Origin of the sequence: Planococcus circulans (assembly GCF_020023385.1) — a bacterium.
Lineage (GTDB): Bacteria > Bacillota > Bacilli > Bacillales_A > Planococcaceae > Planococcus.
This window is the reverse complement of record NZ_JAIQCL010000002.1, coordinates 458,072-484,367: the sequence shown is the minus strand read 5'-3', so window position 1 is coordinate 484,367 and position 26,296 is coordinate 458,072. Positions and strand designations below refer to the sequence as shown.

Genomic DNA, 26,296 nt, shown 5'->3' with positions numbered 1-26,296 from the left:
CTGATCAGTAAAGTGCGCGGGCCGTTTTGCGCGGCCGTTGCATGTTTGTTGACGTTTTGCTGTTCAGTTTTCAAGGTTCAATGTGTCGCGCTCATTTGCGACTTGATTAATATACCACGGGCATATTATAGAGTCAACACTTTAAAGCGGATTTTTTCACAACTTTATTATAACAGAAAATTCTTAATAAAAAGATTACAAAAACGTTACAGATTTGAAAGGAGATTCACTCTTTACATTGAAGCTATCCCCTTATATTTAAAGCTTTCCCATTAATGGTCGACACTTGAATTTTCTGTGTAAAAAAGCCCCGGTAATATTTTCACTCCTTGAATTCGGAAAGCTCAAATCCCCCTCTCATTTACTGCGTATTTTAAGTTTCTTCTATATATAGGCTGCCTGCATTATTTTGTCCAAAGAAAAAATCCTCCAGTTTACCTGGAGGATCTTTGTGTTTACGCAATGAAAATAAAATACAGAATGAAAATCACAAACAGTCCATACATGATCGGATGAACCTGTTTGCCTTTCCCCGCTACCAGCATCGTAATCGGATAAAAGATAAAACCAATTGCGATTCCTGTTGCAATGCTGTATCCAAGAGGCATGGCAATCATCGTCAAGAATGCTGGCACTGCAATTTCAAATCTTGTCCAATCAATTTTCCCGAGCGCGGAAACCATCAAGACGCCAACAATGATCAAAGCCGGTGCTGTTACGGCACTCGTGATCACTTCAAGTAAAGGATAGAAGAAGATTGAAACCAGGAACAGCAGACCGGTGACGACTGCCGCGAATCCGGAACGAGCTCCAGCTGCAACGCCGGATGTGGATTCGATATAAGAAGTCGTCGTCGATGTTCCGAAGATCGCTCCACTGACTGTAGCAATTGAATCAGCCATCAGTGCCTTGCCCGCTCTCGGAAGTTTATTGTCTTTCATCAACCCTGCCTGATTGGCTACAGCAACCAATGTTCCGGCTGTATCAAAGAAATCGACGAACAGGAATGTTAGGACAACTACAAGGAATTGAATATTTAGCAATGAACCGAAATCGTTGAAGATTGGCTCAAGCGCCACACCGAAAGTCGGCGCCATACTCGGCACATTCAAATCGATAATGGCACTCGGCAAGTTGACGACGCCAAAAATCATGCCGACAACGGCCGCAATCAAAATTCCGAAAAAGATTCCGCCTTGGATTCCCCGGACCATAAAGATGACGGTGACGAACAAGCCGAAGATTGCAAGCAATGCTGAACCGCTGGAAAGATCTCCTAAGCCAACCAGAGTTGCTGGATTATCAACAATAATACCTGCGTTTTGAAATCCGATGAACGTGATGTAAAGGCCGATCCCAGCACCTACCGCATATTTTAATTCGGCAGGAATAGCGTTGATGATTAATTCACGAAGACCCGTTAATGTGATGAGAATAAAAATAAGGCCAGAAAATAAAACACCTGTTAAAGCAGTTTGCCAAGGAATTCCGTATGTCAGAATAACTGTATAAGCAAAGAATGCATTCAGTCCCATACCCGGCGCAAGCGCAATTGGATACTTTGCCAGGATTCCCATAACGAGACATCCGATGGCCGCAGCTAAAGCCGTCGCCATAAACACCGCTCCATAATCCATTCGCATTGCATCTGGAAGATCCGGAACCGATTCCAACGTTAACGTTAGCGGATTGACGACCAGGATATACGCCATCGCTAAAAATGTAGTTAAGCCTCCGATAAATTCACGGCGGTAATTTGTCCCCAGTTCTTCAAACTGAAAATACTTTTTCATTCTGATTCCTCCGAATGCCTGCGTATAATTTCTACAAAAGAAAAACGCATACAGCGGATTGCCGTATGCGTTCGATTTATCCCTTCCACTTAAATAAAAGAAGGGCATCCTACTCATCAGTTGAGCGGATTAAAATCGTAGTCGAGCCATTTACGGTGACTCGGTAGAAACTTTCGGGCCATATCCCCGACATTATACGACAAGCTTATTTAATTTCATACGTAATATATCATGGATAAAACGAATAAACAATACTAAACACGAACATTTATTTAGAATACGCAAAAAAAGTTCGTGAAAAAGACAAAAAAGATGCCAGCTTGATTAGCCGGCATCTTTTAATAATTTATTCCCACTCAATTGTTGCAGGTGGCTTGCTCGTAATGTCATACAGTACGCGGTTGATGTGATCCACTTCATTGACCAAACGGACGCTGATCTTCTCAAGCACTTCCCAAGGAATGCGTGCCCAATCAGAAGTCATGCCATCAATTGAAGTGACTGCACGGATGCCGATCGCGTAGTCGTAAGTACGGGCATCGCCCATAACACCTACGCTGCGAAGATCCGGCAATACCGTAAAGTACTGCCAGATGTCACGATCAAGACCCGCTTTACTGATCTCATCGCGCAAAATCCAGTCAGATTCGCGGACGATTTCCAGTTTCTCTTCCGTGACTGCTCCCATGATGCGAATGCCGAGGCCAGGACCAGGGAACGGCTGACGCCAAACGATTTCATCCGGCATGCCAAGCTCTGTACCAAGCACACGCACTTCATCTTTGAACAGCGTGTTCAATGGTTCGATCAATTTAAACTGCATGTCGTCCGGCAATCCTCCCACGTTGTGGTGGGATTTGATGGTTTGTGCAGTTGTCGTTCCGCTTTCGATGATGTCGGTATAAAGCGTTCCTTGTGCAAGGAAGTCCATGCCTTCCAATTTCGAAGCTTCGTCATCAAATACATAGATAAACTCGTTGCCGATGATTTTACGTTTTTTCTCTGGATCTGTAACGCCTTCAAGCTTGCTCATGAAACGGTCGCGTGCGTCGATTTTGATGACATTCATATTGAATCCGTCAGCAAAGGTCTTCATGACGCTTTCCGCTTCCCCTTTTCGAAGCAGGCCGTGATCCACGAACATGCACGTCAATTGATCGCCAATCGCTTTATGGATCAAAACAGCAACTACTGAGGAATCTACTCCGCCGCTAAGTGCGCAAAGAACTTTTTTGTCGCCGACTTCTTCACGGATTTTTTCGATTTCCAAGTCGATGTAATTTTCCATCGACCAGTCATCGGTCATGCCACAAACATCATAGACGAATTTGCGCAGAAGATCGTTGCCGTAAATCGAGTGGCGCACTTCCGGGTGGAATTGAACGCCGTAGAATCCGCGGCTTTCGTCAGCCATGGAAGCGATTGGACAACCCGAGCTTGTTCCGATGACGTCAAACCCTGGAGGTGCAGCAGTAACCAAGTCTCCGTGGCTCATCCAGACGATCTGTTCTTCAGGTAGGTCTTTGAAGATTTTGCTTTCTTTTGTCAGCTTCAGCTCCGCTTTGCCATACTCGCGGTTTTGGGATTTCTCCACATTGCCTTTCAAGTGCAAGGCCATCAGCTGCATGCCGTAACAGATACCTAAAATCGGCAAGCCCATTTCAAAAATCGCTTCATCGATGGAAAATGCGTTTTTATCGTAAACAGAATTAGGACCACCAGAGAAAATGATTCCCGTAGCGTTCATATCTTTGATTTCTTCAGCAGTGACTGTATGCGGATGAAGCTCGCTGTATACGCCGATTTCGCGGATACGGCGAGTAATCAACTGGTTGTATTGACTTCCGAAATCCAAAACGACGATTTTTTTCTGCTCTTTCAACATTGGACTAACTGGCAAAACCTTCACCTCTTCTATTCAATTCAGGTCTCAAAATAGCAAAAGAACGCGAAAATTGGACCTCGCGTTCTTCTGCTCTACATCAAAAAGGCGAATGCACATGTCTAAAAGCATGCGTCATCCACCTTCATAGTCAAGTCATTTCCGGGGACTTGGTAGAGACATCCGATCCATATTACCGGACATATATGAGGGCACCTGTAATCTATAATTTTCTCAATTGTACAAGTTAAAAGCGTTAAAATCAACCGCTTGTCCGATTGATTAAATTTTCCCAACTTTCTCTTAACTGAAGCCAGTCAACGGATTCAGCATCGCCTCCGTATACCGAACGCTCATAGGCCTCCGTCAATTCAGACATTTCCCTCGTCCCGAAAAACGAATCGATGTATGCAGCGTAGGACTTCAATGTCTGTCCCGGCCTTCTATGAATGCCATACAGATCCAATTGCTTCAATAATCGGAGATAAGCTTTTTCGAAGCGTTGCGGGCTGCCTCCACGGCTTCTGTAATAAGTAACCAGCAGCTTGGGCATCCATTTATGGCGGATTTTAAAGAGAATGCCTGCCAGTAATGCGCCAGCCACAAGAGTCCAGATGATTTTCCATCGGTTAGTTGAGATGAATTCAGCTGCTCCATCCAAGAAAGAAGGGCCTGATGAAACTGCCGTCTCCTCCTCTTCCACATTGTCAGAGTCTTCTTCAAGGGGACGTTCTTCTTGATCGAGCTGCTCGGGATCAGTCGGGTCCAGTTCCAAATCGAAATCGATTGAAGAGGCGCCTGTAAAGCCGATGGTCGGTTCAAACAGCATCCAGCCGACACCCGGCATATAAGCCTCAACCCACGAATGGGCATTGTTATTTGTCACCTGATAGATATCGGTGTCCCCTTCTGAATTGATCAGCTCACCTTCATTGAATCCTTTGACCCAACGGGCTGGAATATCAAGAGAACGCAGCATAACCACCATCGAGGTGGAAAAATTATCACAATAGCCCCTTTGGGTTTCAAATAAAAACTGATCGACGTAATCCTGGTCGGCTTCAGGCACCGGGATATCGGTTTGGCTGTATTCAAATCCGGAAGTACTGAAATACCGCTCTATTGCCCGCGTCTTATCATAGACAGTATCGCTGCTTTCGGTGATTTCAGCAGCCAAATCCCCGACACGTTCAGGCAGTTCGTCGGGCAATTGCAGGAAACGGCCGAGTTCTGCCGGCAACTCCGCCAAATCCGCCAGCTCCGTTTCCCGCAAAGCGGTCAAACTATAGCTGGGTTCATTGAAGGTGATTTCAACGGTTTCGGGCTCGAACTCCTCCCCGTTCTGGTAGGTTTCAAAACGCTGGTCTGCCGTATTGTACTGGTAGTCCAGCGGTTCTTCCATTGAAAAAGATTGCGTTCCATAAGGATAAAGAACGAACGGGAACTCCTGCTCCATCGACAACAGAGCTGTTTCGAGCTCTTCTTCATCCGGAACAAAACCGGTATCAACGGTGTCGTTGTTGCCATAGACGAATGATTCGCCTATATTCTCCGTAAGTTCCCAGCCTTTCGTCGTGTAGATATCTTTGGATTCTACTTTCCAATATTGGCCTTCCGCTACCTCGGCGCGGAAAACGGGAGTATCGTCTCCGATAAAGGAACCGCCCAGACGTGAATCATCGACTCCGTAGCCGATCCGGCCGATACTTCCAGCGCTGCCGGCACCTCCCTGGCCAGAGAAAGAAGTGATAAATGGAACGGGATCTGGCCAAATCGGTCCTGCTTTCGGAAGATACAACGCGAATGCAGTGGAGGCGGCTATCACAAAGACAAGAGGAACCGCAAACAACGCCATTTTATCTGTACGTTCCACAACCCGGTGCCCTTCCATCCAACGCGCCAAGTATAGGAGGCCTGCAAGCAGCAGACCGATGACCATAATCCGGATAATGGCTGTTTCTCCTGAATAAGGACTGAAGGTATCCAGCACCGCTATGAAAATGACGGTCAATAAATAAAACAGGAAAATGCTTAATCTGAAGCTCACCCAGTAGTGGATTAAATAAATGGCCATCCAGAGCAAGATGAAAAATAACACAGTCCGAAAAACGTCTGTCGTCTGCGCCCAGTTCTGGGTCATTAAAGCTGAAAGATTCAGACTGAAATCATTTCGTAGAAAGGAAATCGCTTCACTGGTGAAAAACAGATTACCAGTATAGACGTACACGATGAACCATAGAATATACAGCATTTTCATTGGTCCTGAAAACCACCACGGAACTCTTAAAAAAGCCATCAACAAACCGACGGCGATAAAAATCAGAAAGAGTGCTTTATGCCCTGTTTCAGTCAATACAATGACCGGCGTCAGCCATTCAACCAGCATAAAGAAAACCAGTAGATACAAAACAGCCATAAACCATTTGTTTTTTCTTATGGAAGTCATTGCCGGCTCACCTCCGTAAACACTGTTGCAAAATTCTCTGGACTGACACGCCTGACAACAAAGCCTTTCGAGCGGGCAAATTGATGCACTTCCTCATCTTCCTTGAGCAATGCTTCTCCTTTGTTGACGACAACCAAACACATACAGTTGGTAAGACTTTTGGCATTTCGCCGGATGGACTGAACCATCTCCACGGAAAGCTGACTGGTCACATACAGCAGACTCGACGTATTCATCTGTTGGAGCTCACGGCCGATAGCTTGATCGACCGGCATATCCAAATCGCTCTGCACTTTCGCCAGATGATACATCACCCGCTGCAAATGCTCTTCGGTTTGGATCAACGGAAAATAATTCCGGTTCCGACCTACTGAGAGATAAGCCACACTTGAATTTGCGTGTACAATCGACTTTAAAATGGACGCCACCAATTCAATCTGCAACTCGAATTTCTCTGATTTTTTTCGGTCATCCAGCAAAAAAAGCTCCTGCGACTGGCGATCTTCGAATTCTTTTGTACGCAAGGTCTGGGTGCGTGCATAGGATTTCCAATGAATCCACGACACCCGGTCTCCCGGCTGGTAGTCCCGGATTCCGCTCGCCATGGTCGTGTCTTTCACTAAGGTAAAAAGAGCCGCCATCGACCCTTGATCATAGCGGGACTCCATCGGCCGGTAGGCGATTTCTACGGTATTCGGATAAACCAAAACTGTCTGTTGGACAGGCAGCAAACAACTTTTTTTCACCCAACCGAAAAAATCAGCGATTTCCAACTGAACCCCTTCCAGCACATGTTCGCCTCTCGGCATCTGGTCGACCGTATACGTCCAGGAGACCGTTTTCTGAAATCCCGGAACAACCATTTTCTGTTGCTGGCCCGCCATTCTTCTATTCAAAGAAGGAGAATTTGTTTTTTCGCTCAGGACTGTGTAAAGCAACGGAAAAGGAATTTTCCTGTTGATTGTGGCGGTGGCTGAAAAGCTTCCACCTTTCCTGACCTGGGCTGTATGGATTTCCCGAGTGGCTTCGACATCCTGCAAAGGATAGAAAGTCAGCAGCACCGAATAAAGGATGAATGGCAGAACCATATAAAAAATGAACCAGCTGACAAACCCGCCTTGAAACATGGCGAAGGAGAACGTCAACACAAGGATGAATAAAACGAGGATGAACCGCCCCCATAAACCTGTAATTTTTTTCAATCGACTCATTGGCCGACAAGCCTTTGGACAGGTACACGGGTTTTCGCTAATATCCGTTCTGTAATTTCTTCTGCAGTTATGCCATCGTAACGGGCCTCCGAACGCAGCATGATGCGATGGCCGAAAACAAACTTCGCCAAGTACTGAACATCATCCGGCGTCACGTAATCCCGTCCTTTTAATAGAGCATAGGCTTGGGATGCTTTCATGAGTGCAATAGAACCACGCGGACTGACTCCGAGGTAGACATAGGAATCCTGACGGGTCTGTCTAGATAAATCAACAATGTAGCTGCGAATGGTTTCATCCACTTTGATTGTTTTCACTTGTTCTTGAAGTTCCAATAGTTCATTGAGGGAAATCACCGAAGTCAATTCTTCGATTGGAGCTGCAGACTGTGCGCGGTTCAATACTTCCATTTCCTCTTTCGGCGTCGGATAGCCCATTTTGATTTTCAATAAAAAGCGGTCAAGCTGTGCTTCAGGCAGAGGGTAGGTTCCTTCGTATTCAATCGGATTTTGGGTGGCCATAACAAAGAACGGTTTAGGGATTTGCATCGTTACCCCATCAATTGTGACAGAAGCTTCTTCCATTGCTTCCAGAAGAGAAGATTGGGTTTTCGGGGAAGTTCGATTGATTTCATCAGCCAAAATGATATTGCCCATAATCGGACCCGGACGAAAATGGAATTCCATGTCTTTCGGGTTATAGATCGATACCCCAACGACATCCGATGGCAGCAGGTCGGGTGTAAATTGAATGCGCTTAAAATCGGCCCCTACAGATTTCGCCAAAGCGCGGACCAGCATGGTTTTTCCGACACCCGGCACATCCTCTAGCAGCACGTGTCCATGAGACAGCATCGCTACGATGCTCAACTCTGCAATATTCCGTTTGCCGATGATGACTTTTTCTATATTATCGATGACTTGTTCCAACCGCTCTTTTGCATTCATCTATAGTTCCTCCAATACGAATCAAAAAATGTTTTGAATTATCACAATCTTACCGTAATCATAACGAAAAATAGGTAATAACTCAACTGCACGGCTTCTTTGCCCTGACGTTTATCCTAGAACATAAGAAAAGCAGGACATCCCGAAGGATTCCTGCTTTTCTGTTTGTTATTTCCAAAAATCATCAAAAACCGTGATCGGCAAATGACGCTTATGCTGTGTTTTCAAATAATGGCCTTCCAGCGTTTCCTGAGCATCCGCCGGAATCTTCTTGCCTTCCAGATAATCATCGATCATTTCATAAGTGACTCCTAGAGCCACTTCGTCAGGGATTGCCGGCTTATCTTCTTCAAGATCCGCCGTCGGAATTTTCGTATACAGATGTTCAGGAGAACCGAGCTCTTTTAGCATAGCCCGTCCCTGACGCTTATTCAAACGGAATAATGGAGTTAAATCCGCGGCTCCATCTCCAAATTTTGTATAAAAACCAGTTATCGCTTCGGCTGCATGGTCCGTTCCCAGTACGACGGCATTGTGCATGGCCGCAACCGAATACTGAGCTTTCATCCGCTCGCGCGCCTTCTCGTTGCCTTTGGCGAAATCCGTCAATTCGATGCCGGCTTCTTCTAAGGCACGATCGCTGGCATCAACCGCTTCTTTTATGTTGATGGTATAGGTTTTCGACGGCTGAATGAAATCCAGGGCATCTTTGGCATCGTGTTCGTCAAACTGCACGCCGTAAGGCAGACGAATAGCATAAAACCCATATTCAGTCCCACCTGATTCTTCATTCAATTGGTCGATTGCCATTTGGGCCAGCTTGCCGGCCAATGTTGAATCCTGTCCACCCGATATGCCCAATACATACCCTTTCAAGAAGGAATGGCGCATCAAGTATTCCTTCAAAAATGAAACCGTGCGTTCAATCTCTTCCTTTGGTTGAATGGAAGGCTGGACTTTCAGTTCTTCGATAATTTGCTGCTGTAAAGTAGACATATGATTCCTCCTCAGTCTCCGATATAGTCATGAACTGCCTGCCGCACTTCTTGAATATTCCTCATCTTATTGTCCCAGCACTTCTGGCTGAGGTCGACTGGATATTCTTCAGGATTCAGTGAACGTTTGTATTCATCCCACAATAGATCCATATTTCGGATGGCATAAGCCTGCATTTCCTGCAAACTTGGATTTTCATAAATAACCTCGCCGTTTTCAACCACTTTCTGATGAATATTGACGGCTTCGAAATTCGTAACAAATTTTGATACGAATGTATGGACCGGGTGGAACATTTTCAAACGTTCCTGTGAAGCAGGATTCTCATCATGCATAGCGATATAATCGCCTTCTGACTTTCCATTTTCCCTATCTATGATCCGGTAAACGTTTTTTAATCCCGGAGTGGTGACTTTTTCAGCATTTCCAGAAATTTTGATGGTATCTTCCAGTTCACCATCCTCATTTTCTATAGCCACCAATTTGTAAACCGCCCCTAATGCCGGCTGATCGTAAGCAGTGATCAGCTTTGTACCGATGCCCCAAGAATCAACCCGTGCACCCTGGGCTTTTAAGTTCAAAATGGTATATTCGTCCAAATCATTGGAAACCACAACTTCCGCATTCGGGAAACCTGCAGCATCCAGCATCTTCCGCGCTTCTTTCGACAGGAAGGCGATATCACCACTATCCAGTCGAATTCCAAGAAAATTGATCTGATCGCCCAATTCCTGTGCCACTTTTATCGCAATGGGCAATCCGGATTTCAAGGTATCGTATGTATCGACTAAAAAGACGCAGTCCTTGTGGCGTTTGGCATAAGCACGAAATGCTTCATATTCATCTTTATAGGCCTGCACCATTGAATGGGCATGTGTACCTGCTACTGGAATGCCGAATTTCTTGCCTGCCCGCGCATTGCTGGTCGCTTCGAGCCCACCGATATAAGCTGCCCGCGTCCCCCATATTGCCGCATCCATTTCCTGCGCACGTCTTGTGCCGAATTCCATCACCCGCTCGTTTTTCACAATCTGTTTGATGCGGCTCGCTTTCGTCGCGATCAAAGTCTGGTAGTTGACGATATTCAATAGTGCTGTTTCAATTAATTGTGCTTCCACTAACGGTGCCTCTACACGAATCAACGCCTCGTTTTGGAAGACCAATTCACCTTCAGCCACCGAATAGACATCTCCTGTAAATCGGACTGTCCGCAAGTATTCGATGAAATCTTCCTTATAGCCAAGCTCTTGCTGAAGATATTCCAAATCACTGTCCGTGAATTTGAAGTTTTTCAAGTAATCCAACACACGTTCCAAGCCAGCAAAAAGGGCATAGCCATTGCCAAAGGGCAATTTACGGAAAAATAATTCAAATACCGCCTTCCGCTCATGCATGCCGTCTGCCCAATAAGCCTCCGACATATTGATTTGATATAAATCTGTATGTAGTGCCAAACTGTCATCCGCATAATGCTTGTCCATAAGAGTCCCCTTCTTCCACCATCAGTAATGCCTACAATTATACACGAATAAAGGTAGGACCATAAATAAAAGCCACCTGAGCTGTATTTAAATTACTACATAATGTGAATACAAGGGAAGAGATTCCGTTTGTTTTCAGCTAACGCAGCTGGATCTGCAGCCAATAACCCTGTCTACTGTCAATGTAAGCTTATTTTAAACATTCATAATGAATGCTTTGACATTTATAAAGATATGTGAGATAGTAGTCTAGTTAACACAAAGGTAACTGGTAAATTTTGATAATCTGGCATTCTACGATAAATGTTTTTGAGAATACTTATTCACACTGGCGCGATTTGAGGATCGCAAGGACGTAAAAGAAGGTAGGGTTTACGTTGCTTAAGTTAGAAAGCACCCAGTGGAACAATGACCGCGGTACTGGAAGTAATACTTTCAATGGAAATGATTCCCCGATAAAACGGGTTGAAAAATTGAGTCAAAACAAATTATAGTTACCTTAAACCAACAAAGGGATGTCCTCTAATCGAGGACATCCCTTTTCCAATTCCCCCAAACTTTAATACTTCAGCGCCACATTTTTCAAAATGGTGTAATTGCGCAAAGCTTCCAGTCCTTTTTCACGTCCAAACCCACTCTTTTTATATCCCCCAAATGGCATCTGCACACCTCCGCCTGCCCCGTAATTGTTGATGAACACTTGGCCTGCCCGAATTTTACTGGCTACACGGTGCGCCCGCGCGCCATCTTTTGTCCAGACCCCTGTCACCAGCCCATAATCGGTGCCGTTTGCCAGTTCAATCGCTTCTTGCTCAGTATCAAACGAAAATGCGGCAACAACCGGTGCAAAAATTTCTTCTTGAGCGACATAGCTTTTTGGCGCTAATCCATCAATGACGGTCGGCTGGAAAAAGTAGCCTTTTTCGAGTCCTGCTGTCACTTGTCGTTTTCCGCCTGTTAAAAACTGCGCTCCTTCTCTATCGGCGACATCCATAAACTCCAAGATGCGGGTGAATTGTTTTTCATTTAGAATCGGGCCAAGATCCAAATCATCAATTCCTTTGCCGATTTGAATCGCTTCCATTTTCGCTACGACCTTTTTCAGAAATTCATCTTTGATCGTTTGCTGAACCAGCAAGCGGGATCCCGCCGAGCAGGTCTGTCCAGCATTTTGGATAATGGACCGCACCACCCAATCCACTGCTTCCTCCTGATCGCAATCGTCAAAAATGATGTTTGGAGACTTTCCGCCAAGTTCCAAAGTGACCGGTTTGACGTTTTTGGCAGCCCCCATCATCACAGCGGAGCCTGTTTGGACGGAGCCCGTAAACGTGATATGGTCAACATCCGGATGCTCGGAAATCGCCGCTCCCGCCTCGAAACCATAGCCGGTCACCACGTTGAAAACGCCTTTCGGCAAGGTGGTTTGATCAAAAATCTCCGCCAATTTGATGGCCGTCAACGGGGTGTCTTCCGCCGGCTTTGCAACTACGGTGTTGCCTGTCGCAATTGCCGCGGCGGTTGAGCGTGAAATGATTTGCAGCGGGTAATTCCACGGAACAATATGAGCAGTTACGCCAATCGGTTCCCGCAAGGTATAATCGAGAATTCCCGGCTGAACCGGGATGGTCTCCCCGAAAATCTTATCTGCCATTCCCGCATAGTATTCAAAATACAGCGCAGAAGCTTCGACGTCTTTACGGGCCTGTGTCAGTGGCTTGCCTGTATCGAGCGTTTCCAGCAAAGCGATCTCTTCCGCATCCGCCCGTAAGGCATCCGCTACTTTATGTAAGATCCGGCCTCTTTCGATCGGAGGGAAAGACTGCCATTCTTCAGACTCGAAAGTAGCCCGTGCCGCTTCGATTGCCGCATCCACATCTTCTTTTTTCCCTCTCGGAATTTCTGCCAGCACGTCCCCAGTCGCCGGATTTTTTGTTTCAAACCGCTCTTTTCCGATGCTGTCGATCCACTCACCATTTACATACATCTGTTGCTTTTTCATTTTCTGCACCTCTTTCCGATTAGATTCCGCGGCCTCCATCTACATTCACTACGCTGCCAGTCATCAGTTTCGCTAAATCGGAGCTGAGGTATAAGACGCAATTAGCAATCGCTTCAGGAGTGATCAACTCACCCAGCGGGACGCTTTTCCGGAAAATCTTCTCTTTTGTCTCGCCTGCATCACTGCCTGCTGCTGTAAATTCACTCAGCATCTTGGTATCCGCTGGACCGGGATTGATCGCATTGACCCGGATATTATAAGGTGCCAATTCAATAGCCAGCGCTTTTGTCAAGGAAATCGTCGCTCCTTTTGAAGCGACATAGGCGTTCAGACCAGGACGCGGACGATCTACCGAAACAGAGGCAATATTGATGATTGAACCACTATTTCGTCGTTTCATATACGGTACCACAGCCCGTGAAGTTAAAAAGACGGCAGTGGAATTGATCGCCATGATGCGCTCCCAATCCTCCAGGGAAACTTTTTCAATATCAGTTGCCGCTTGGGCGATTCCGGCAACATTTGCCAAGACATCAATCTGTCCAAACCTATCAGCTGTTTTTTTCACAGCATCTTCAACACTTTGTTCATTCGTTAAATTGCCTTGAATGACCAGCAGTTGTTCCGGATATTGAGCTTCTAGTTCAGCAAGTCCCTCCACATGAACGTCGATTCCGGCCACTTTCGCACCTTTTTCGAGAAATTGCTCAACGACCACTTTTCCCATTCCGCCGCCTGCACCGGTGACAATCGCTACTTTATTGTCTATATCCATCCGACTCTCCTCCTATTTCCTCACCAATTGTTTAAGCTTTTCCGCAATTGCTGAACCGACTTCCTGTGTCGTGGCGCTGCCCCCTAAATCCGGCGTCAGCACCTTGCCTTCCTGAAGCACCTGCTCAATCGCATCAACAATCGCTGTCGATAGGTCTGAACGCCCTAAATGATCCAGCATCAAAGCCGAGGACCAGATCTGCGCAATCGGATTGGCAATTCCTTTGCCCGCAATATCCGGTGCTGACCCATGAATGGCCTCAAACATGGAAGGGAAATTCCGCTCGGGATTGATATTGCCCGACGGCGATACACCAAGACCTCCAACTAAAGCCGCTCCAAGATCTGTCAAGATATCCCCGAACAGATTGGAAGCGATGACCACTTCAAATGATTCCGGACGCATGACGAAATAAGCGGCCAAAGCATCAATGAAATTGCTCTCGAGTTCGATGTCCCCATAATCTTTGGCAACCGCCTCGACCACTTCATCCCAAAGCTTCATCGAATGGATAATCGCATTGGATTTTGTAGCGCTGGTCACTTTGGATTTTTTGTTCTTTTTGGCATATTCGAATGCATATTTTGCAATGCGCTCGACACCTTGTTTAGTGATGACCGTGTTTTGAATCGCCATTTCCTGCGACTGCTGCTGATACAGACGGCCGCCGATATTCGAATACTCCCCTTCCGCATTTTCACGGAATACCATGAAATCGATCGGCTGATCGTTTTTCAAAGGAGATTCGATGCCCGCCAAGCGTCTGATTGGCCGCATATTGATGTATTGCTGAAAATTTTTGCGGATGGGCATGATCAATTCCCAGATGGTGATTTCATCCGGCACACGTTTATCTCCCACAGCCCCGAACAAGATCGCATCATAATCCTTCAGCTGATCCAATCCATCCTTCGGCATGATATGGCCATGCGCCAAATAATATTCACTGCCCCATTCAAATTGGTCGAAATCAACCTCAAATGTAGAATCCAACTGTTTTAAAGCTTCCAACACTTTAATTGCTTCTTTGGTGACGTCGGGTCCAATCCCATCCCCGGGAAGGACTGCTACTTTATGTGCTGACATGAACTCTCCTCCAATGCCTTAATCTCCAAGAAAGAATAGACTGATTCCTGGAATAAACGAAATAATGAGTACATCCACAATCATGATCAGAATAAATGGAACAATTGCTTTCACGAGGCTTTCAAATTTTGTTCCTGCTATGTTCGCAGCCACAAATAGATTGACGCCTACCGGTGGGGTGATAAATCCAATCCCAAGGTTGACGATCATGATGATCCCGAAATGCACGAGATCGATTCCAAGCGCGCTGGCGATCGGTACAAGAATCGGCGTTAAAATAATGACTGCTGCTGAAGTTTCCAGGAACACCCCACAGATCAGCAACAGCAAGTTGATGATCAATAAAGCAATAATCCAATTATCTGTCACGCTGAGCATCAATTCGGTCAGTTCAGCCGGAATCCGCTGGCGCGTCAAATAGTAGCCGAAGACCGAAGCACCGGCAATGATGAACATAATTACTGCGGTCACGACTACAGAAGAAGAGAAAATTCTTGTCAGATCCGCCACTTTAATCTCCCGATAAATGAAAATCCCCACAATCAATCCATAGACAACCGCTACAACCGCCGCTTCCGTCGGAGTGAATATGCCGCCATAAATACCGCCCAGTATAATCACCGGCATCATCAAAGCCAAAAATGCATCGAAAAATGCTTTGATGAAATCCTTGAATCCAAACTTTTCACCACCGCCATATCCCTCTTTCAAGGAAATCAGGTAGACCAGCAAAATTAGAGAAACCATTACAAACAAACCGGGAACAATCCCTGCAATAAACAATTCACTGACAGAAACGCCAGCTGCCACGCCGTAAAGCACCAGCGGAACACTTGGCGGAATCATGATGCCGATAGTTCCACCGGCCGCCTGGATCGCTGTCGCAAAGCTCTTTTCATAGCCTTTGTTGACCATTGCCGGAATCATTAAAGCTCCTACCGCTGCAGTTGTCGCGGCAGCTGAACCCGAGATGGCTGCAAAAAAGGCACAAGCGACAATCGATACGATTCCAAGTCCGCCTTTGACACGGCCGAAAATGACATTGGCCAGGTGGATTAACCGCCTCGAAATCCCCCCGCTTTCCATTAACTTGCCCGCCAGAATGAAAAAAGGTATCGCCATCAGTGGGAACGAATCGACTGAGTTGAACATCCGTTGAATAATGACGATCAGCGATACGTTTCCATCAAGAAAAAAAACGAGAGTTGAAGCCAGTCCAAGTGCCACAGCAATCGGAACATTAATTAAAAACAAAGCCAATAATAAGATAAACAGCACCAATGCCATCTTCAGACACCCCCGCTTTTAAAGTCTTTTGAAAACTGCGAGGCCATATTAATGATTAAAAGTACGCCGCTCACTGGAATGACCATATAAATCATTCCCATCGGAATCCGTAAAACCGGCGAGGTTTGGGACATTCCCTGCATTGCTAAATCATAGCCTTCTATTACCATCAACAGAAAAAAGAGCAGACTTGCAAATGTCGCAATGCTGTAAAGAGCTTTACGAATGGGAACACCGAATAAATTCACAAAAAACTCCATTCCAATATGCGCTTTTAAAGACATTGCATAAGACGCCCCCAAAAAGGTCAGCCAGATTAAGCAGTATCGCGCCAGTTCCTCAGTCCAGGCAAGAGGAGAATTCAATATGAACCGAAAAATCACCTGAAGAAAAACGGCCGTGACCAGCACAACCATAATAAGATTCAAGAAATGCTTGACACCGAAATTCATGTACCCGATTAACTTTCCCATCATCTTGCCCCCGATATAAAAAAGAGAGAAAGGATTCTCTCTTTTTTGAATTGACTTATTACCCGTTTACTGAGCTTCTAGAATCTCATTCAACAAGTCCTGATGTTCAATTGTTTCATAGACAGGCTCCACTGCTTCCTGGAAAGGCGCAGTGTCGATATCTTCAATGATTTCCATGCCATTATCCTTCAGGGTCTGAAGTGATTCCTGCTCCATTTCAACGATCAGATCACGTTCTCTCGCCCCCGCTTTTTGTCCTTCTTCGACAACGATATCACGCAAATCTTCCGGCAATTCATCGTAAGTCTGTTGGCTCATCATATAAATGGCTACAGAATAAACATGTCCTGTTAAACTCATGTATTGCTGATTTGCATCATAAAGACTGAACTGGTCTGCAACAATCGCTGGGTTTTCCTGTGCATCTACAACCCCCTGCTGCAAAGCAGTGATCGCTTCAGTCCATGCCATCGGCGTCGGCTGTGCACCCAATGCTTCAAAAGCGGCTAAATGGATTTCATTTTCCTGCGTTCTGATTTTCAACCCCTCTAAGTCTTCAGGTGTTTCAATTGGGCGTACGGCATTCGTGATGTGGCGATAACCGTTTTCTCCCCATGACAATCCGATAATTCCATTTTCTTCCATCTTAGCGAATAACTCATCACCGATATCACCTTCCAAAATCTCCACTGCCGACTCCCGGTCCTGGAATAGGAAAGGCACATCCAAAACACCTAACTCCGGCACAAAATTGGTGACTGGAGCGGTTGAAGACACAACCAAATCGACTGTCCCAAGTCCCATGCCTTCAGTCAATTCACGCTCTGCTCCAATTTCACTGTTTGCAAAAACTTCAATGGTCACTTGCCCATCAGTCCGCTCTTCCACAGCTTCTGCCATTTCCAGGAATCCGATATGGTAAGGGTGATCATCCGGCAATGAATGCCCTGCCTGCAAAACGTAGGTTTCTCCCGATCCTCCCTCTTCACCCGATGAATCGCTGTCAGAACCTCCGCATGCTGTTAATGCCAATACACTTGCCATCATCACAGACACCATTCCAAACTTCTTTTTCGCCATTTTCTTTTCCCCCTTTTTTATGGTAAGTGGAACAATTTCCCCGGATTCAAAAAACTCAGTATCTTCAATTTCCTTTTCATAATATCAAAGGATCACCCTGTTTAGTAGACAAAATATTCAGTCTTAGCGAGTCAGACTAACTCAGTAGGATGAAAAAATCCCACCGAGTCAGTCTATTTATCGATTCAAGTAATCCGTAACTGCCCCTTTTGAAGAACAGGATACATTATGTGCGTATTTTCCGAGCACGCCTTTTTTATGGAGCGGAGGAGCTACCCACTGTTTGCGGCGTTCTTCCAACTCAGCTTCGGAGACATCCATGGAGATTTCCTGCAACTCCGAATCGATGGTCACCAAATCGCCTTCCTGTAAAAAGGCAATCGGTCCACCAACCTGCGCCTCGGGTGCAATATGTCCAACCACCAGGCCATGTGTCCCGCCTGAAAAACGGCCATCTGTCAGCAACGCAACTGACGCGCCCATGCCTTTGCCGACAAGAATAGCTGATACAGAAAGCATTTCAGGCATTCCCGGACCGCCCTTCGGACCTACATAACGGATAACCAGTACATCGCCATCATTAATTTCATTGGCCATCACGGCTGCTGTCGCTTCTTTTTCGTTGTTGTAGACACGCGCTGGCCCTGTATGGCGTTTCACTTTCACACCGGAAACTTTTGCTACTGCGCCGCTCGGTGAAAGGTTTCCTTTCAGGACAATCAATGGACCGTCCTGACGTTTTGGGTTATCGAACGGCATGATGACCTTTTGTCCTTCCTGCAACCCAGGTGATTCCTGAAGGTTTTCAGCTACTGTTTTGCCTGTTACCGTCATGCAGTCACCGTGCAGATACCCTGCTTCAAGCAACATTTTCATGACTGCTTGAACGCCGCCGACTTCGTGCAAGTCCTGCATGACGTATTTGCCGCTCGGTTTCAGATCAGCCAAATGCGGAACGGTTTTCTGTAGTCGGTTAAAGTCGTCAATCGTCAAATCCACTTCCGCTGCATGCGCAATCGCCAATAGATGCAGAATGGCATTTGTCGATCCGCCAAGCGCCATAACGACCGTTATGGCATTCTCGAACGCTTCTTTTGTCATGATGTCTTTCGGATAGACACCCAGTTCAAGCAGATTATGCACGGCTGCACCGGCCTTTTCACAATCCGCTAATTTTTCGGAAGATACAGCGGGATTGGAAGAACTTCCAGGAAGACTCATCCCCATTGCTTCAGCTGCAGATGCCATGGTATTTGCCGTATACATACCGCCGCATGATCCCGCTCCCGGGCAGGCGCCGCATTCAATCTTGCGGAGCGTATCGTCGTTGATGTCTCCATTATTATGCTGGCCTACACCTTCAAAAACTGAAACAATGTCAATATCCTGGCCATTATGGCGTCCTGGAGCAATCGTCCCACCGTACACAAAAACAGCTGGAACTTCAGAATTCGCAATAGCGATCAAACAACCCGGGATGTTCTTGTCACAGCCGCCGATCGCCACTAAGCCATCCAGGCTTTCAGCCCCTACCACCGTTTCAATCGAATCAGCAATCACATCGCGACTGGAAAGGGAATACTTCATGCCTTCGGTCCCCATTGAGATTCCGTCAGACACTGTAATCGTATTAAAAATGAACGGGACTCCTCCAGCCGCTCTAGCGCCTTTTTTCGCGCTGATGGCTAGGTCGTCAATATGTATATTACACGGCGTCACTTCACTCCACGTACTGGCGACACCAATCATCGGTTTCTTGAAATCTTCATCTGTAACTCCTACTGAACGGAGCATCGCACGGTTCGGTGCTTTCATCGCCCCTTCGCTGAAAACTTTACTGTTGATGCGCAAATCTTTTTTCATAATTATCCTATCCTTTCTTTTCTATTTATTATAGAGCACATTTGTCAGAATTCAACGAATTAAAAAATAATATTTCATTATTTTTATAATCGTCAAATAACTTACACATGTATGCGGTTTCATCTTATTGTTTGATTACCTCCCTCTTGATGTATGCAATATATTTCTATATAATTACCTTGTCTACAATAACTTTATAGTCGGAGTTCACTGCATCCTTCTATTCTCGTCCATTTTTTAAAAAAGTGTTTTCAAACGAACTATCCCTCGATTCTAATTTTTGTGAAAGTCCGTGAGAATACTCAGGGAACGTGAGTAAAAGGAGATGGTCATATGTTGATCCGTGAAGCTAAGAAAAATGAGTTTTATATATTAAAAGAACAGCGACTTGAATCCTATCGCCCATATGAAGCAGAGCTCTCGCCAGAGCATTGGGAAATGCTGAAAGCGAACTTGGCATCCACGAACGATCAAGAGGACGGTGCTGAAGTATTCGTTGCAGAAATAGACGGGCATATTGCAGGCAGTGTTGTGTTGTTCCCCGCTGATTCCAAGGCCTATGAATGGGATTCAATGGCCATAGAACATCCCGAAATCCGATTATTGGCGGTCAGTCCAGATTTCCGTTCCCAGGGAGTCGGCAAAGCGCTAGTCGAACATTGCATTGACATTTGTAAAATACGCAAGCAAAAATTTGTCGGCCTTCATACCGGAAGCTTTATGATAAACGCGATTGCCCTTTATGAGAAAATGGGCTTTGAACGGATTGAGTCACTCGACATCACGCCTTTAGATGATGGCATCGTTGTAAAAGCTTTTCGCTTAGATATCCAAAACTGATAAAAAGGTTCCGTCAAATTTTGACGGAACCTTTTTCAATCGTTTTTCAGGCCGTTCCTTTAGTGACTCGACAGTTTAAAACAGACAACTTTCGGCTCGGTCATTTCCTGAATCGAAAATTTGATGCCTTCACGGCCTAATCCCGAATTTTTTACCCCGCCGAATGGCATCGCATCGATTCGGTAATCGCTGCTGTCATTAACCATGATTCCGCCTACATCCAATTTGGCGATCGCCTTATGCGCTAAATCTATATTTTTCGTAAAAATTCCTGCCTGCAATCCATAATTCACGTTATTTGATAATGCGATTGCCTCGTCGAGATCGGCTACTGCGTACAGCAATACTACAGGACCAAAAACTTCTTCTTTGGCGATCGTGCAATTTTCGGGAACATCCGTCAGTACAGTCGGCGAGTAAAAAGCTCCAGTCCGCTCTCCCCCTGTTAAAACAACCGCGCCTCTGCTTACCGCTTCTTCAATCAGTTGTTCAACACGCATCGCTTCCTTTTCAGTAATCAGCGGCCCCATATCTGTGAGCTCGGATAATTTATCTCCGACGATGTATTCCCCAGTGCGCTCAACGAACTGCGTCTTGAATGATTCAAAGACGCTTTCCTGAATATAGATCCGCTGAACGCTCAAACAGTTTTGTCCGGCCGCCCAGAAAGCTCCTGAAACGCTGGAGTCCACAGCCTCTTCCAAATCGGCGTCCTCCAGTACGATGACGGGCGAATTCGACCCCAGTTCCATGCTGATTTTCTTCAATCCCGCTTTACGCGAAATGTCTTCACCCGCTTCCAGCCCGCCAGTGAAGGTGATCATCCGAACTGCAGGATGTGTAACAAGTGCATCTCCGATTTCCCTGCCATGGCCGGTGATCACGGACAAGACTTTTGCTGGCAAGCCGGCTAGGGAAAAAGCTTCCGCCAAGAGCAACGCACTTAAAGGTGTAACAGTTGCCGGCTTAACGATGATGGCATTTCCTGACGCAATGGCTGGACCAATTTTATGTGCAACCAAATTGAGTGGATCGTTGAATGGGGTAATCGCTCCGATAATACCGATTGGAAAACGGTAGAAATAGCCGATGCGATTTTCGCTTCCTGGCGATTGATCGAAAGGAATGGTTTCTCCGTTGATCCGCCTTGCTTCTTCCGCACTGATACGTAAAGTTTGAATAGCACGCCCTACTTCCTTTTTCGCTTCACGAATCGTTTTGCTGCTTTCCAGGGCAATCGTCCGGGCGTATTTCCCGCTATGCTGTTCGATGTGATCAGCAGCGCCATTGATTACTTTTATACGCTCGTGGACAGGCATTGCGGCTGCTATTTCGGCTCCTTCTTCTGCCTCTTTCACACAGTTCAACATATCTTCCGCTGTAGCGGCAGGAACTACATCGATGATGCTGTTGTCTTGGGGGTTCCGTACTTCAATGATCTGCTCACTGTTCACCCATTTTCCTGCAAAAAACATTTTTTGGCCTGTAAGATGAGTCCTCAAACAATTACCCCCTAATCTCATAGTAATTTTACCGCATGTTTTTCACGGGAAATCGTAATAAGGTCAATCAATAACGAAAAACCTGTCTCTGTCTTTCCCGCTCCCGCGCCGCTCAAGGTTACGGATCCCAGAAGGTCGGTCTCATAGGTGATTGCATTGACGGCTCCGCCGACAGATGCCAACGGATCAGTCAGGTCCACTTTCTCTGGAGCAATCGAAGCGATGACTTTGGACCCCTCTTTACGTGCTTTCGCTATAAGCTTCCAACGCTTCCCTTCTTTTTTCGCTTCCTCAATATCTTTTAATGTAAGGCTTGAAATTCCTTGGCATGAAACTTCTTCAACGGTCAACGGCGCTTTCATCACATAGTTCGATAGAATAACAATTTTATAGCGGGCATCGTAGCCTTCTACATCACTGGTCGGATCCGCTTCAGCAAAGCCTAAATTCTGCGCTTCCTTCAAAGCCTCCTCGTAACTGACACCTTCTGTCTCCATTTTCGTTAAAATATAATTTGTGGTTCCATTCAAGATTCCCCGCACTTCTGTAATTTCATTTCCCGCAAGTGTCGCAACCGGCATCCGAAGTGCCGGCGTCCCACTCATTACAGTGCCTTCAAATCCCCAAGACACTCCGTGCTGTTCAGCAATTCCCGAAAGCTCCTTATACGCCAAAGCGACCGGCCCTTTGTTGGTCATCACCACGTTCTTGCCGTTTTCGAAAGCCGTTTTGCAATGGTCGATTGCCGGTTGGCCTGTTTTCACATCCGTATAGGATACTTCAATGATAGTGTCTGCATTGGATTCCCGAATGGTCGTCAAACTATCCCACCCTTTGATCAGTCCTGAAGTTTGAGGATAGTCTTCCAGATTCCCGGTTTCTTTCAGCGTTTTCAAAATCACATTGATATCAAGGCCATTCGGATGATAAATAGCGCCTTTCCTCAAATCAGAAATCGCCACAATCTGCGCTTCAAAATCCTCATCCCGCTTCAATGATTCTTTCTTATCCCGAAGGATTTCAGCCAAGCCTTGTCCGACTACGCCAAATCCTATAAAAGCTAATTTATAGACCACGGTTTTCCACCTCTATCTTGTTGGATTCAACTGCGCCGGTTTCTTCCAATTCCAGACACATAACGCAATTGTTTTGTGAACATACCCACAGAGCTTTAGTTGTCGGCAGCTGTTCTTTCCTCTGTCAAAAAATTAAGCGCTGTTTGTGCAAGAATTGCCGCTCCAATCGGGAGGCAGTTTTCGTCAATATCGAAAGTCGGCGTGTGGAGATCCCGATGGACCCCATCTGTCAGGGAACTTCCTAGGAAAAACATGGAGCTCGGCAGTTTTTGTGTGACATATCCAAAATCTTCTCCACCCATGCCAAAAGGCTTTTTGGTGATCCGCAACTTTGGATAGAGTTCGTACATCGCTTTCAGGATCCTGTCATTAACGGCTGGGTCATTGACCAGTGCCGGCTCGCCTCTATGAATTTCCAAAAAATATTCGCCGTCCAGGTTTTCTACAATCGAGAACGCTTTGTTCAATTCGGTTGATAATAGCTCACGGATTTCAGTGGAATAGCTGCGGATCGTCCCCTCAATTTCCACTTCCGTCGGTATGATATTGCTTGCTGTTCCAGCATGAATTTGGCCGATGCTGATCACAGCTCCTTCTAATGCAGGCACTTTGCGTGAAACAATACCGTGCAATGCCTGTAAAACAGGGCCGAGCATCCAGGTTGGATCGGTTCCTAGTTCCGGATAAGCACCATGTCCGCCAGTGCCCATGATTTTCGCCTGAAAAACATCGACATTTGCCATGCTGTATCCATCACTGATCTGGACTTCTCCAGCAGGCAGCCATGGACACATATGAAGCGCAATCGCCACCTCTACTCCGTCGTATGCCCCTGCCTGCACCAGATAAGGAGATCCTGACAATCCTGCTTCGTCTATGCATTCTTCCGCTGGTTGAAAGATGAATTTAACAGTTCCTTTGATGTCATTTTTTTTGAACTGTTCAGCTAAAATTACAGCAGCTCCCAACAGGATTGCTGCATGCGCATCATGGCCGCAAGCATGCATCATCCCCGGATTTTGTGAACGATAATCGATTTCGTTTTCTTCTTCGATGGGAAGCGCATCAATATCCGCTCTAACGGCGATTGTCGGCCCTTCTCCGGAAGTCAAGGTGCCGATGACACTCGTTTCTAACCCGATTCCAGTTTCCACCTCGATGCCGTCAATTTCCTCTAAAGCTTGTGCAATATACTGAGAGGTTTTGAACTCCTGAAAACTGAGTTCGGGATATTGATGGAATGTGCGCCGCCATGCAATCAGTTTGTCTGCTAGGGAGTCGGCTTGATCGACAATATGATGTCCAGGCATCCACTCTGCACCTCGAATCCTGAAATTTAAACTTTAAGTGCGTTTTCCACGTGTTTGAATGCTTGTTCAAAATCAGCAATAATGTCTTCGATATTCTCGATGCCGCAAGACACTCGGATCAGCCCTTCAGGAATTCCCATTGCTGCACGTTCTTCGGGCGTACACTCTACATGGCTTGTTGTCCGTGCTGGGCCAACCGTCGTTTCCACTGCCCCCAGATTGGCTGCACGATGGGCATATTGCAATTTTGGAAGAAGGTCCCGTACCGTATCGACGCCGCCTTTCACTGCAAAACTGAGCATGCCGCCGAAATCCTTCATTTGTTTTTTCGCAATATCATGGTTTGGATGCGTTTCGAGTCCAGGGTAGAAGACATCTTCAACCAACTCTTTTGTTTGAAGGTATTTGGCAAGCTCCATTGCATTTTTGCATTGCTCACGTACGCGGAGGTGAAGTGTTTTCATGCCGCGCAAAGTCAAGTATGCCGCCATCGGATCCATTGTAGCGCCGTTGATTTCGCGGTAATGGTAAACTTGTTCAACAAGTTCATGGGAACCGACTAATACCCCACCCAAAGCATCTGCATGGCCGCCGAGAAATTTTGTTGCGCTGTGTATGACCAAATCCACACCAAGCTCAAGAGGGTTTTGGTTGATCGGCGTTCCGAATGTATTATCGATGATCACGAGAGCCCCAACTTCATGTCCCGCTTTTGCCATTCGTTCAATATCGGTGATTTTAACTGTTGGGTTTGTCGGCGTTTCCAAATAAAGGATTTTACACCCTTTTGAAACTTCCGCTTCAATTGATTCATGATTGCCGGTTTCGGCCAAAGCGACTTCAATATTTTGTCGTGGTAGAAATTCCGTGAAGATTTTATTGGTGCCGCCGTATGTGTCTTTAACCGAAACAATACGATCGCCCGGCAACAGGAATGTCGCTAACGTATTGCTGATTGCCGCCATTCCGGTGGAAAAGCTGGTTGCCGCTTCGGCTCCTTCCAGAATCTTCACTTTATCTTCAAACGCCTGTACTGTCGGATTTGTGTTGCGCCCATAGATATGGCCTTTTTTCTTGCCGATCGCGACGTCATACCATTCATCCATATCGTCATACGTATAAGCTACGCTCAATACTACGGGTACTTGAGTTGCCCCGTGAACCAAATATTCTTTTTCTCCTGCCCATACTGCTTTTGTCCCTGCATGAATATCTTTTTGTGTCATATGACCACTCCTCTTAGTTTTTTTGGAACTCATGATGATTGTCGATTTCCACCCCTGTTTGGTGCTTTTGCAATTCTTGATAAGCAAACAGGGCAATGGCCGTATCCTGTACGCCGGTACCGGTTAAATCGCAAACTGTAATCTGGTTATCATTGTCACGGCCCTTCAACTCTTTGGAAGTCAATTGGCCAAGTTCGATAACCTGGGATACATCCTTTAGTTCGCCGCTGTCCAAAGCATGGTGCAATTCCCCGAGCTTAGCGCATTGCGCTTTGGCATCACAGACAACTTTATCCGCCGCTGCCAGGACCCGCGTCTCGAGTTCCTGCTTTTGTTCAGCGTCTGAGCCCATTGCTGTAATGTGAAGACCGGCATGCAGCCATTCTGCTTTTACGAGCGGCTCAGTGGCCGGAGTCGTTGTCACGACCAGACCGCTGCTGCGGACCACTTGTTCGGCACTTTCTGCTGCTTTGACTTCTTTGCCGAGAATTCCACTCATTTCTTCTGCGTATTGCCTGGCCCGTTCGTCAGATCTTGCATATACAAGAACCCTTTTGAAATCCCTGACCAATGCCAATGCTTTCAGCTGGAATCTCGCCTGGCTTCCTGCTCCGATCACTCCGACAGTGTGGATGTCTTTTCGCGCCAGGTAATCGGCGGCAATCGCTCCAGCCGCTGCAGTTCGGATTTCGGTCAAATAGCCATTATCCAGGAAAAGTGCCTGCGGAATACCGGTTTGTGCACTCAGCAACATCATGAATCCATTGCCGCTCGGCAAGCCGATTTGGGGATTATCAAAAAAACCGGAAGACACTTTGATGGCAAACATCTCTTTGCCTTTCACATAAGCTGTCTTGACGTCCACTTCACCGTTATGGTCATGGATGTCTATCCGCATGATGGGCGGCATCTCCACATGGCCCTGCACCAATTTGTTGAACCCGTCTTCGATCACCATCTTCGCTTCCAGATTCAAGGTGATATATTGCTTCACTTCCTGCTCGGTGTAGATCAACAAGT

The 26,296-nt window shown here is 46.3% G+C and carries 20 protein-coding genes and 2 riboswitches; of the genes, 1 reads left to right on the top strand and 19 read right to left on the bottom strand.

Going from position 1 to position 26,296, the window contains the following annotated elements; all coding sequences use genetic code 11:
• Positions 1–455: 455 nt before the first annotated feature.
• From K8U60_RS06450 to ilvD, 14 genes are all read right to left on the bottom strand, one after another.
• Positions 456–1,793, bottom strand: a complete 1,338-nt coding sequence (locus K8U60_RS06450; protein WP_223635992.1) for an NCS2 family permease — start codon at positions 1,791–1,793, stop codon at positions 456–458.
• A gap of 118 nt (positions 1,794–1,911) precedes the next feature.
• Positions 1,912–2,013, bottom strand: a riboswitch (purine riboswitch).
• Positions 2,014–2,139: 126 nt separating this feature from the next.
• Positions 2,140–3,678: a glutamine-hydrolyzing GMP synthase gene (gene guaA / locus K8U60_RS06445; RefSeq protein ID WP_223636047.1), complete on the bottom strand. Its 1,539-nt coding sequence runs from the start codon at positions 3,676–3,678 to the stop codon at positions 2,140–2,142.
• A gap of 125 nt (positions 3,679–3,803) precedes the next feature.
• Positions 3,804–3,905: riboswitch (purine riboswitch) on the bottom strand.
• Positions 3,906–3,937: 32 nt separating this feature from the next.
• Positions 3,938–6,121 carry a transglutaminase domain-containing protein gene (locus tag K8U60_RS06440; RefSeq protein WP_223635989.1) on the bottom strand — a complete coding sequence of 728 codons (2,184 nt, stop codon included), beginning with the start codon at positions 6,119–6,121 and terminating at the stop codon, positions 3,938–3,940.
• On the bottom strand, positions 6,118–7,332 hold the full coding sequence (locus K8U60_RS06435) for a DUF58 domain-containing protein (protein WP_223635987.1): 1,215 nt from the start codon (positions 7,330–7,332) through the stop codon (positions 6,118–6,120). The genes K8U60_RS06440 and K8U60_RS06435 overlap by 4 nt, the downstream gene beginning before the upstream one ends.
• Positions 7,329–8,279 carry an AAA family ATPase gene (locus tag K8U60_RS06430; protein WP_223635984.1) on the bottom strand — a complete coding sequence of 317 codons (951 nt, stop codon included), beginning with the start codon at positions 8,277–8,279 and terminating at the stop codon, positions 7,329–7,331. Before K8U60_RS06430 ends, K8U60_RS06435 begins: the two co-directional genes overlap by 4 nt.
• 168 nt (positions 8,280–8,447) lie before the next feature.
• Positions 8,448–9,275: an ammonia-dependent NAD(+) synthetase gene (nadE, locus tag K8U60_RS06425; RefSeq protein ID WP_223635981.1), complete on the bottom strand. Its 828-nt coding sequence runs from the start codon at positions 9,273–9,275 to the stop codon at positions 8,448–8,450.
• Between the two features lie 11 nt (positions 9,276–9,286).
• Complete coding sequence (locus K8U60_RS06420; protein ID WP_223635978.1) at positions 9,287–10,756, bottom strand: nicotinate phosphoribosyltransferase; 1,470 nt, start codon at positions 10,754–10,756, stop codon at positions 9,287–9,289.
• 559 nt (positions 10,757–11,315) lie between these two features.
• Positions 11,316–12,758, bottom strand: a complete 1,443-nt coding sequence (locus K8U60_RS06415; protein ID WP_223635975.1) for an aldehyde dehydrogenase family protein — start codon at positions 12,756–12,758, stop codon at positions 11,316–11,318.
• A gap of 19 nt (positions 12,759–12,777) precedes the next feature.
• Positions 12,778–13,533 carry an SDR family NAD(P)-dependent oxidoreductase gene (locus tag K8U60_RS06410; protein WP_223635973.1) on the bottom strand — a complete coding sequence of 252 codons (756 nt, stop codon included), beginning with the start codon at positions 13,531–13,533 and terminating at the stop codon, positions 12,778–12,780.
• 12 nt (positions 13,534–13,545) lie between these two features.
• Complete coding sequence (locus K8U60_RS06405) at positions 13,546–14,619, bottom strand: tartrate dehydrogenase (protein WP_223635970.1); 1,074 nt, start codon at positions 14,617–14,619, stop codon at positions 13,546–13,548.
• Between the two features lie 18 nt (positions 14,620–14,637).
• Positions 14,638–15,906, bottom strand: a complete 1,269-nt coding sequence (locus K8U60_RS06400; protein ID WP_223635967.1) for a TRAP transporter large permease — start codon at positions 15,904–15,906, stop codon at positions 14,638–14,640.
• 2 nt (positions 15,907–15,908) lie between these two features.
• Complete coding sequence (locus K8U60_RS06395) at positions 15,909–16,379, bottom strand: TRAP transporter small permease (RefSeq protein WP_223635964.1); 471 nt, start codon at positions 16,377–16,379, stop codon at positions 15,909–15,911.
• Between the two features lie 66 nt (positions 16,380–16,445).
• Entirely contained in the window at positions 16,446–17,459 is a 1,014-nt protein-coding gene (locus K8U60_RS06390; RefSeq protein WP_223635961.1) for a TRAP transporter substrate-binding protein, read from the bottom strand.
• Between the two features lie 177 nt (positions 17,460–17,636).
• The gene (gene ilvD, locus K8U60_RS06385) at positions 17,637–19,322 is read right to left on the bottom strand and encodes a dihydroxy-acid dehydratase (RefSeq protein ID WP_223635958.1); all 1,686 of its coding nucleotides are present in this window, start codon (positions 19,320–19,322) and stop codon (positions 17,637–17,639) included.
• A 333-nt stretch (positions 19,323–19,655) separates the two neighbouring features.
• Here ilvD and K8U60_RS06380 point away from each other — a divergent pair, with 333 nt between their 5' ends.
• Complete coding sequence (locus K8U60_RS06380) at positions 19,656–20,162, top strand: GNAT family N-acetyltransferase (RefSeq protein WP_223635955.1); 507 nt, start codon at positions 19,656–19,658, stop codon at positions 20,160–20,162.
• A gap of 59 nt (positions 20,163–20,221) precedes the next feature.
• Here K8U60_RS06380 and K8U60_RS06375 read toward each other — a convergent pair whose 3' ends face one another.
• The 5 genes from K8U60_RS06375 to K8U60_RS06355 all read right to left on the bottom strand — a co-directional run bounded on the left by K8U60_RS06375 (position 20,222) and on the right by K8U60_RS06355 (position 26,294).
• A complete protein-coding gene (locus tag K8U60_RS06375; RefSeq protein WP_223635953.1) occupies positions 20,222–21,664 on the bottom strand; it encodes an aldehyde dehydrogenase family protein in 1,443 nt (480 codons plus the stop codon).
• A gap of 17 nt (positions 21,665–21,681) precedes the next feature.
• Positions 21,682–22,740, bottom strand: a complete 1,059-nt coding sequence (locus tag K8U60_RS06370; RefSeq protein WP_223635950.1) for a homoserine dehydrogenase — start codon at positions 22,738–22,740, stop codon at positions 21,682–21,684.
• Positions 22,741–22,835: 95 nt separating this feature from the next.
• A complete protein-coding gene (locus tag K8U60_RS06365; protein ID WP_223635948.1) occupies positions 22,836–24,050 on the bottom strand; it encodes a M20 metallopeptidase family protein in 1,215 nt (404 codons plus the stop codon).
• A 26-nt stretch (positions 24,051–24,076) separates the two neighbouring features.
• Complete coding sequence (locus tag K8U60_RS06360; protein WP_223635946.1) at positions 24,077–25,276, bottom strand: cystathionine gamma-synthase family protein; 1,200 nt, start codon at positions 25,274–25,276, stop codon at positions 24,077–24,079.
• A gap of 13 nt (positions 25,277–25,289) precedes the next feature.
• Positions 25,290–26,294, bottom strand: a complete 1,005-nt coding sequence (locus tag K8U60_RS06355) for a cyclodeaminase (RefSeq protein ID WP_223635943.1) — start codon at positions 26,292–26,294, stop codon at positions 25,290–25,292.
• Between the last annotated feature and the right edge of the window lie 2 nt (positions 26,295–26,296).

Bases quoted from the DNA above. Each gene is read 5' to 3' on its own strand.
- K8U60_RS06440 (WP_223635989.1), bottom strand. From the start codon at position 6,121: ATGACTTCCATAAGAAAAAACAAATGGTTTATGGCTGTTTTGTATCTA.
- K8U60_RS06380 (WP_223635955.1), top strand. From the start codon at position 19,656: ATGTTGATCCGTGAAGCTAAGAAAAATGAGTTTTATATATTAAAAGAA.
- nadE (WP_223635981.1), bottom strand. From the start codon at position 9,275: ATGTCTACTTTACAGCAGCAAATTATCGAAGAACTGAAAGTCCAGCCT.
- K8U60_RS06435 (WP_223635987.1), bottom strand. From the start codon at position 7,332: ATGAGTCGATTGAAAAAAATTACAGGTTTATGGGGGCGGTTCATCCTC.
- K8U60_RS06395 (WP_223635964.1), bottom strand. From the start codon at position 16,379: ATGGGAAAGTTAATCGGGTACATGAATTTCGGTGTCAAGCATTTCTTG.
- K8U60_RS06420 (WP_223635978.1), bottom strand. From the start codon at position 10,756: ATGGACAAGCATTATGCGGATGACAGTTTGGCACTACATACAGATTTA.
- K8U60_RS06410 (WP_223635973.1), bottom strand. From the start codon at position 13,533: ATGGATATAGACAATAAAGTAGCGATTGTCACCGGTGCAGGCGGCGGA.
- guaA (WP_223636047.1), bottom strand. From the start codon at position 3,678: ATGTTGAAAGAGCAGAAAAAAATCGTCGTTTTGGATTTCGGAAGTCAA.
- K8U60_RS06430 (WP_223635984.1), bottom strand. From the start codon at position 8,279: ATGAATGCAAAAGAGCGGTTGGAACAAGTCATCGATAATATAGAAAAA.
- K8U60_RS06365 (WP_223635948.1), bottom strand. From the start codon at position 24,050: ATGCCTGGACATCATATTGTCGATCAAGCCGACTCCCTAGCAGACAAA.
- K8U60_RS06390 (WP_223635961.1), bottom strand. From the start codon at position 17,459: ATGGCGAAAAAGAAGTTTGGAATGGTGTCTGTGATGATGGCAAGTGTA.
- K8U60_RS06360 (WP_223635946.1), bottom strand. From the start codon at position 25,276: ATGACACAAAAAGATATTCATGCAGGGACAAAAGCAGTATGGGCAGGA.
- K8U60_RS06450 (WP_223635992.1), bottom strand. From the start codon at position 1,793: ATGAAAAAGTATTTTCAGTTTGAAGAACTGGGGACAAATTACCGCCGT.
- K8U60_RS06415 (WP_223635975.1), bottom strand. From the start codon at position 12,758: ATGAAAAAGCAACAGATGTATGTAAATGGTGAGTGGATCGACAGCATC.
- K8U60_RS06400 (WP_223635967.1), bottom strand. From the start codon at position 15,906: ATGGCATTGGTGCTGTTTATCTTATTATTGGCTTTGTTTTTAATTAAT.
- ilvD (WP_223635958.1), bottom strand. From the start codon at position 19,322: ATGAAAAAAGATTTGCGCATCAACAGTAAAGTTTTCAGCGAAGGGGCG.
- K8U60_RS06405 (WP_223635970.1), bottom strand. From the start codon at position 14,619: ATGTCAGCACATAAAGTAGCAGTCCTTCCCGGGGATGGGATTGGACCC.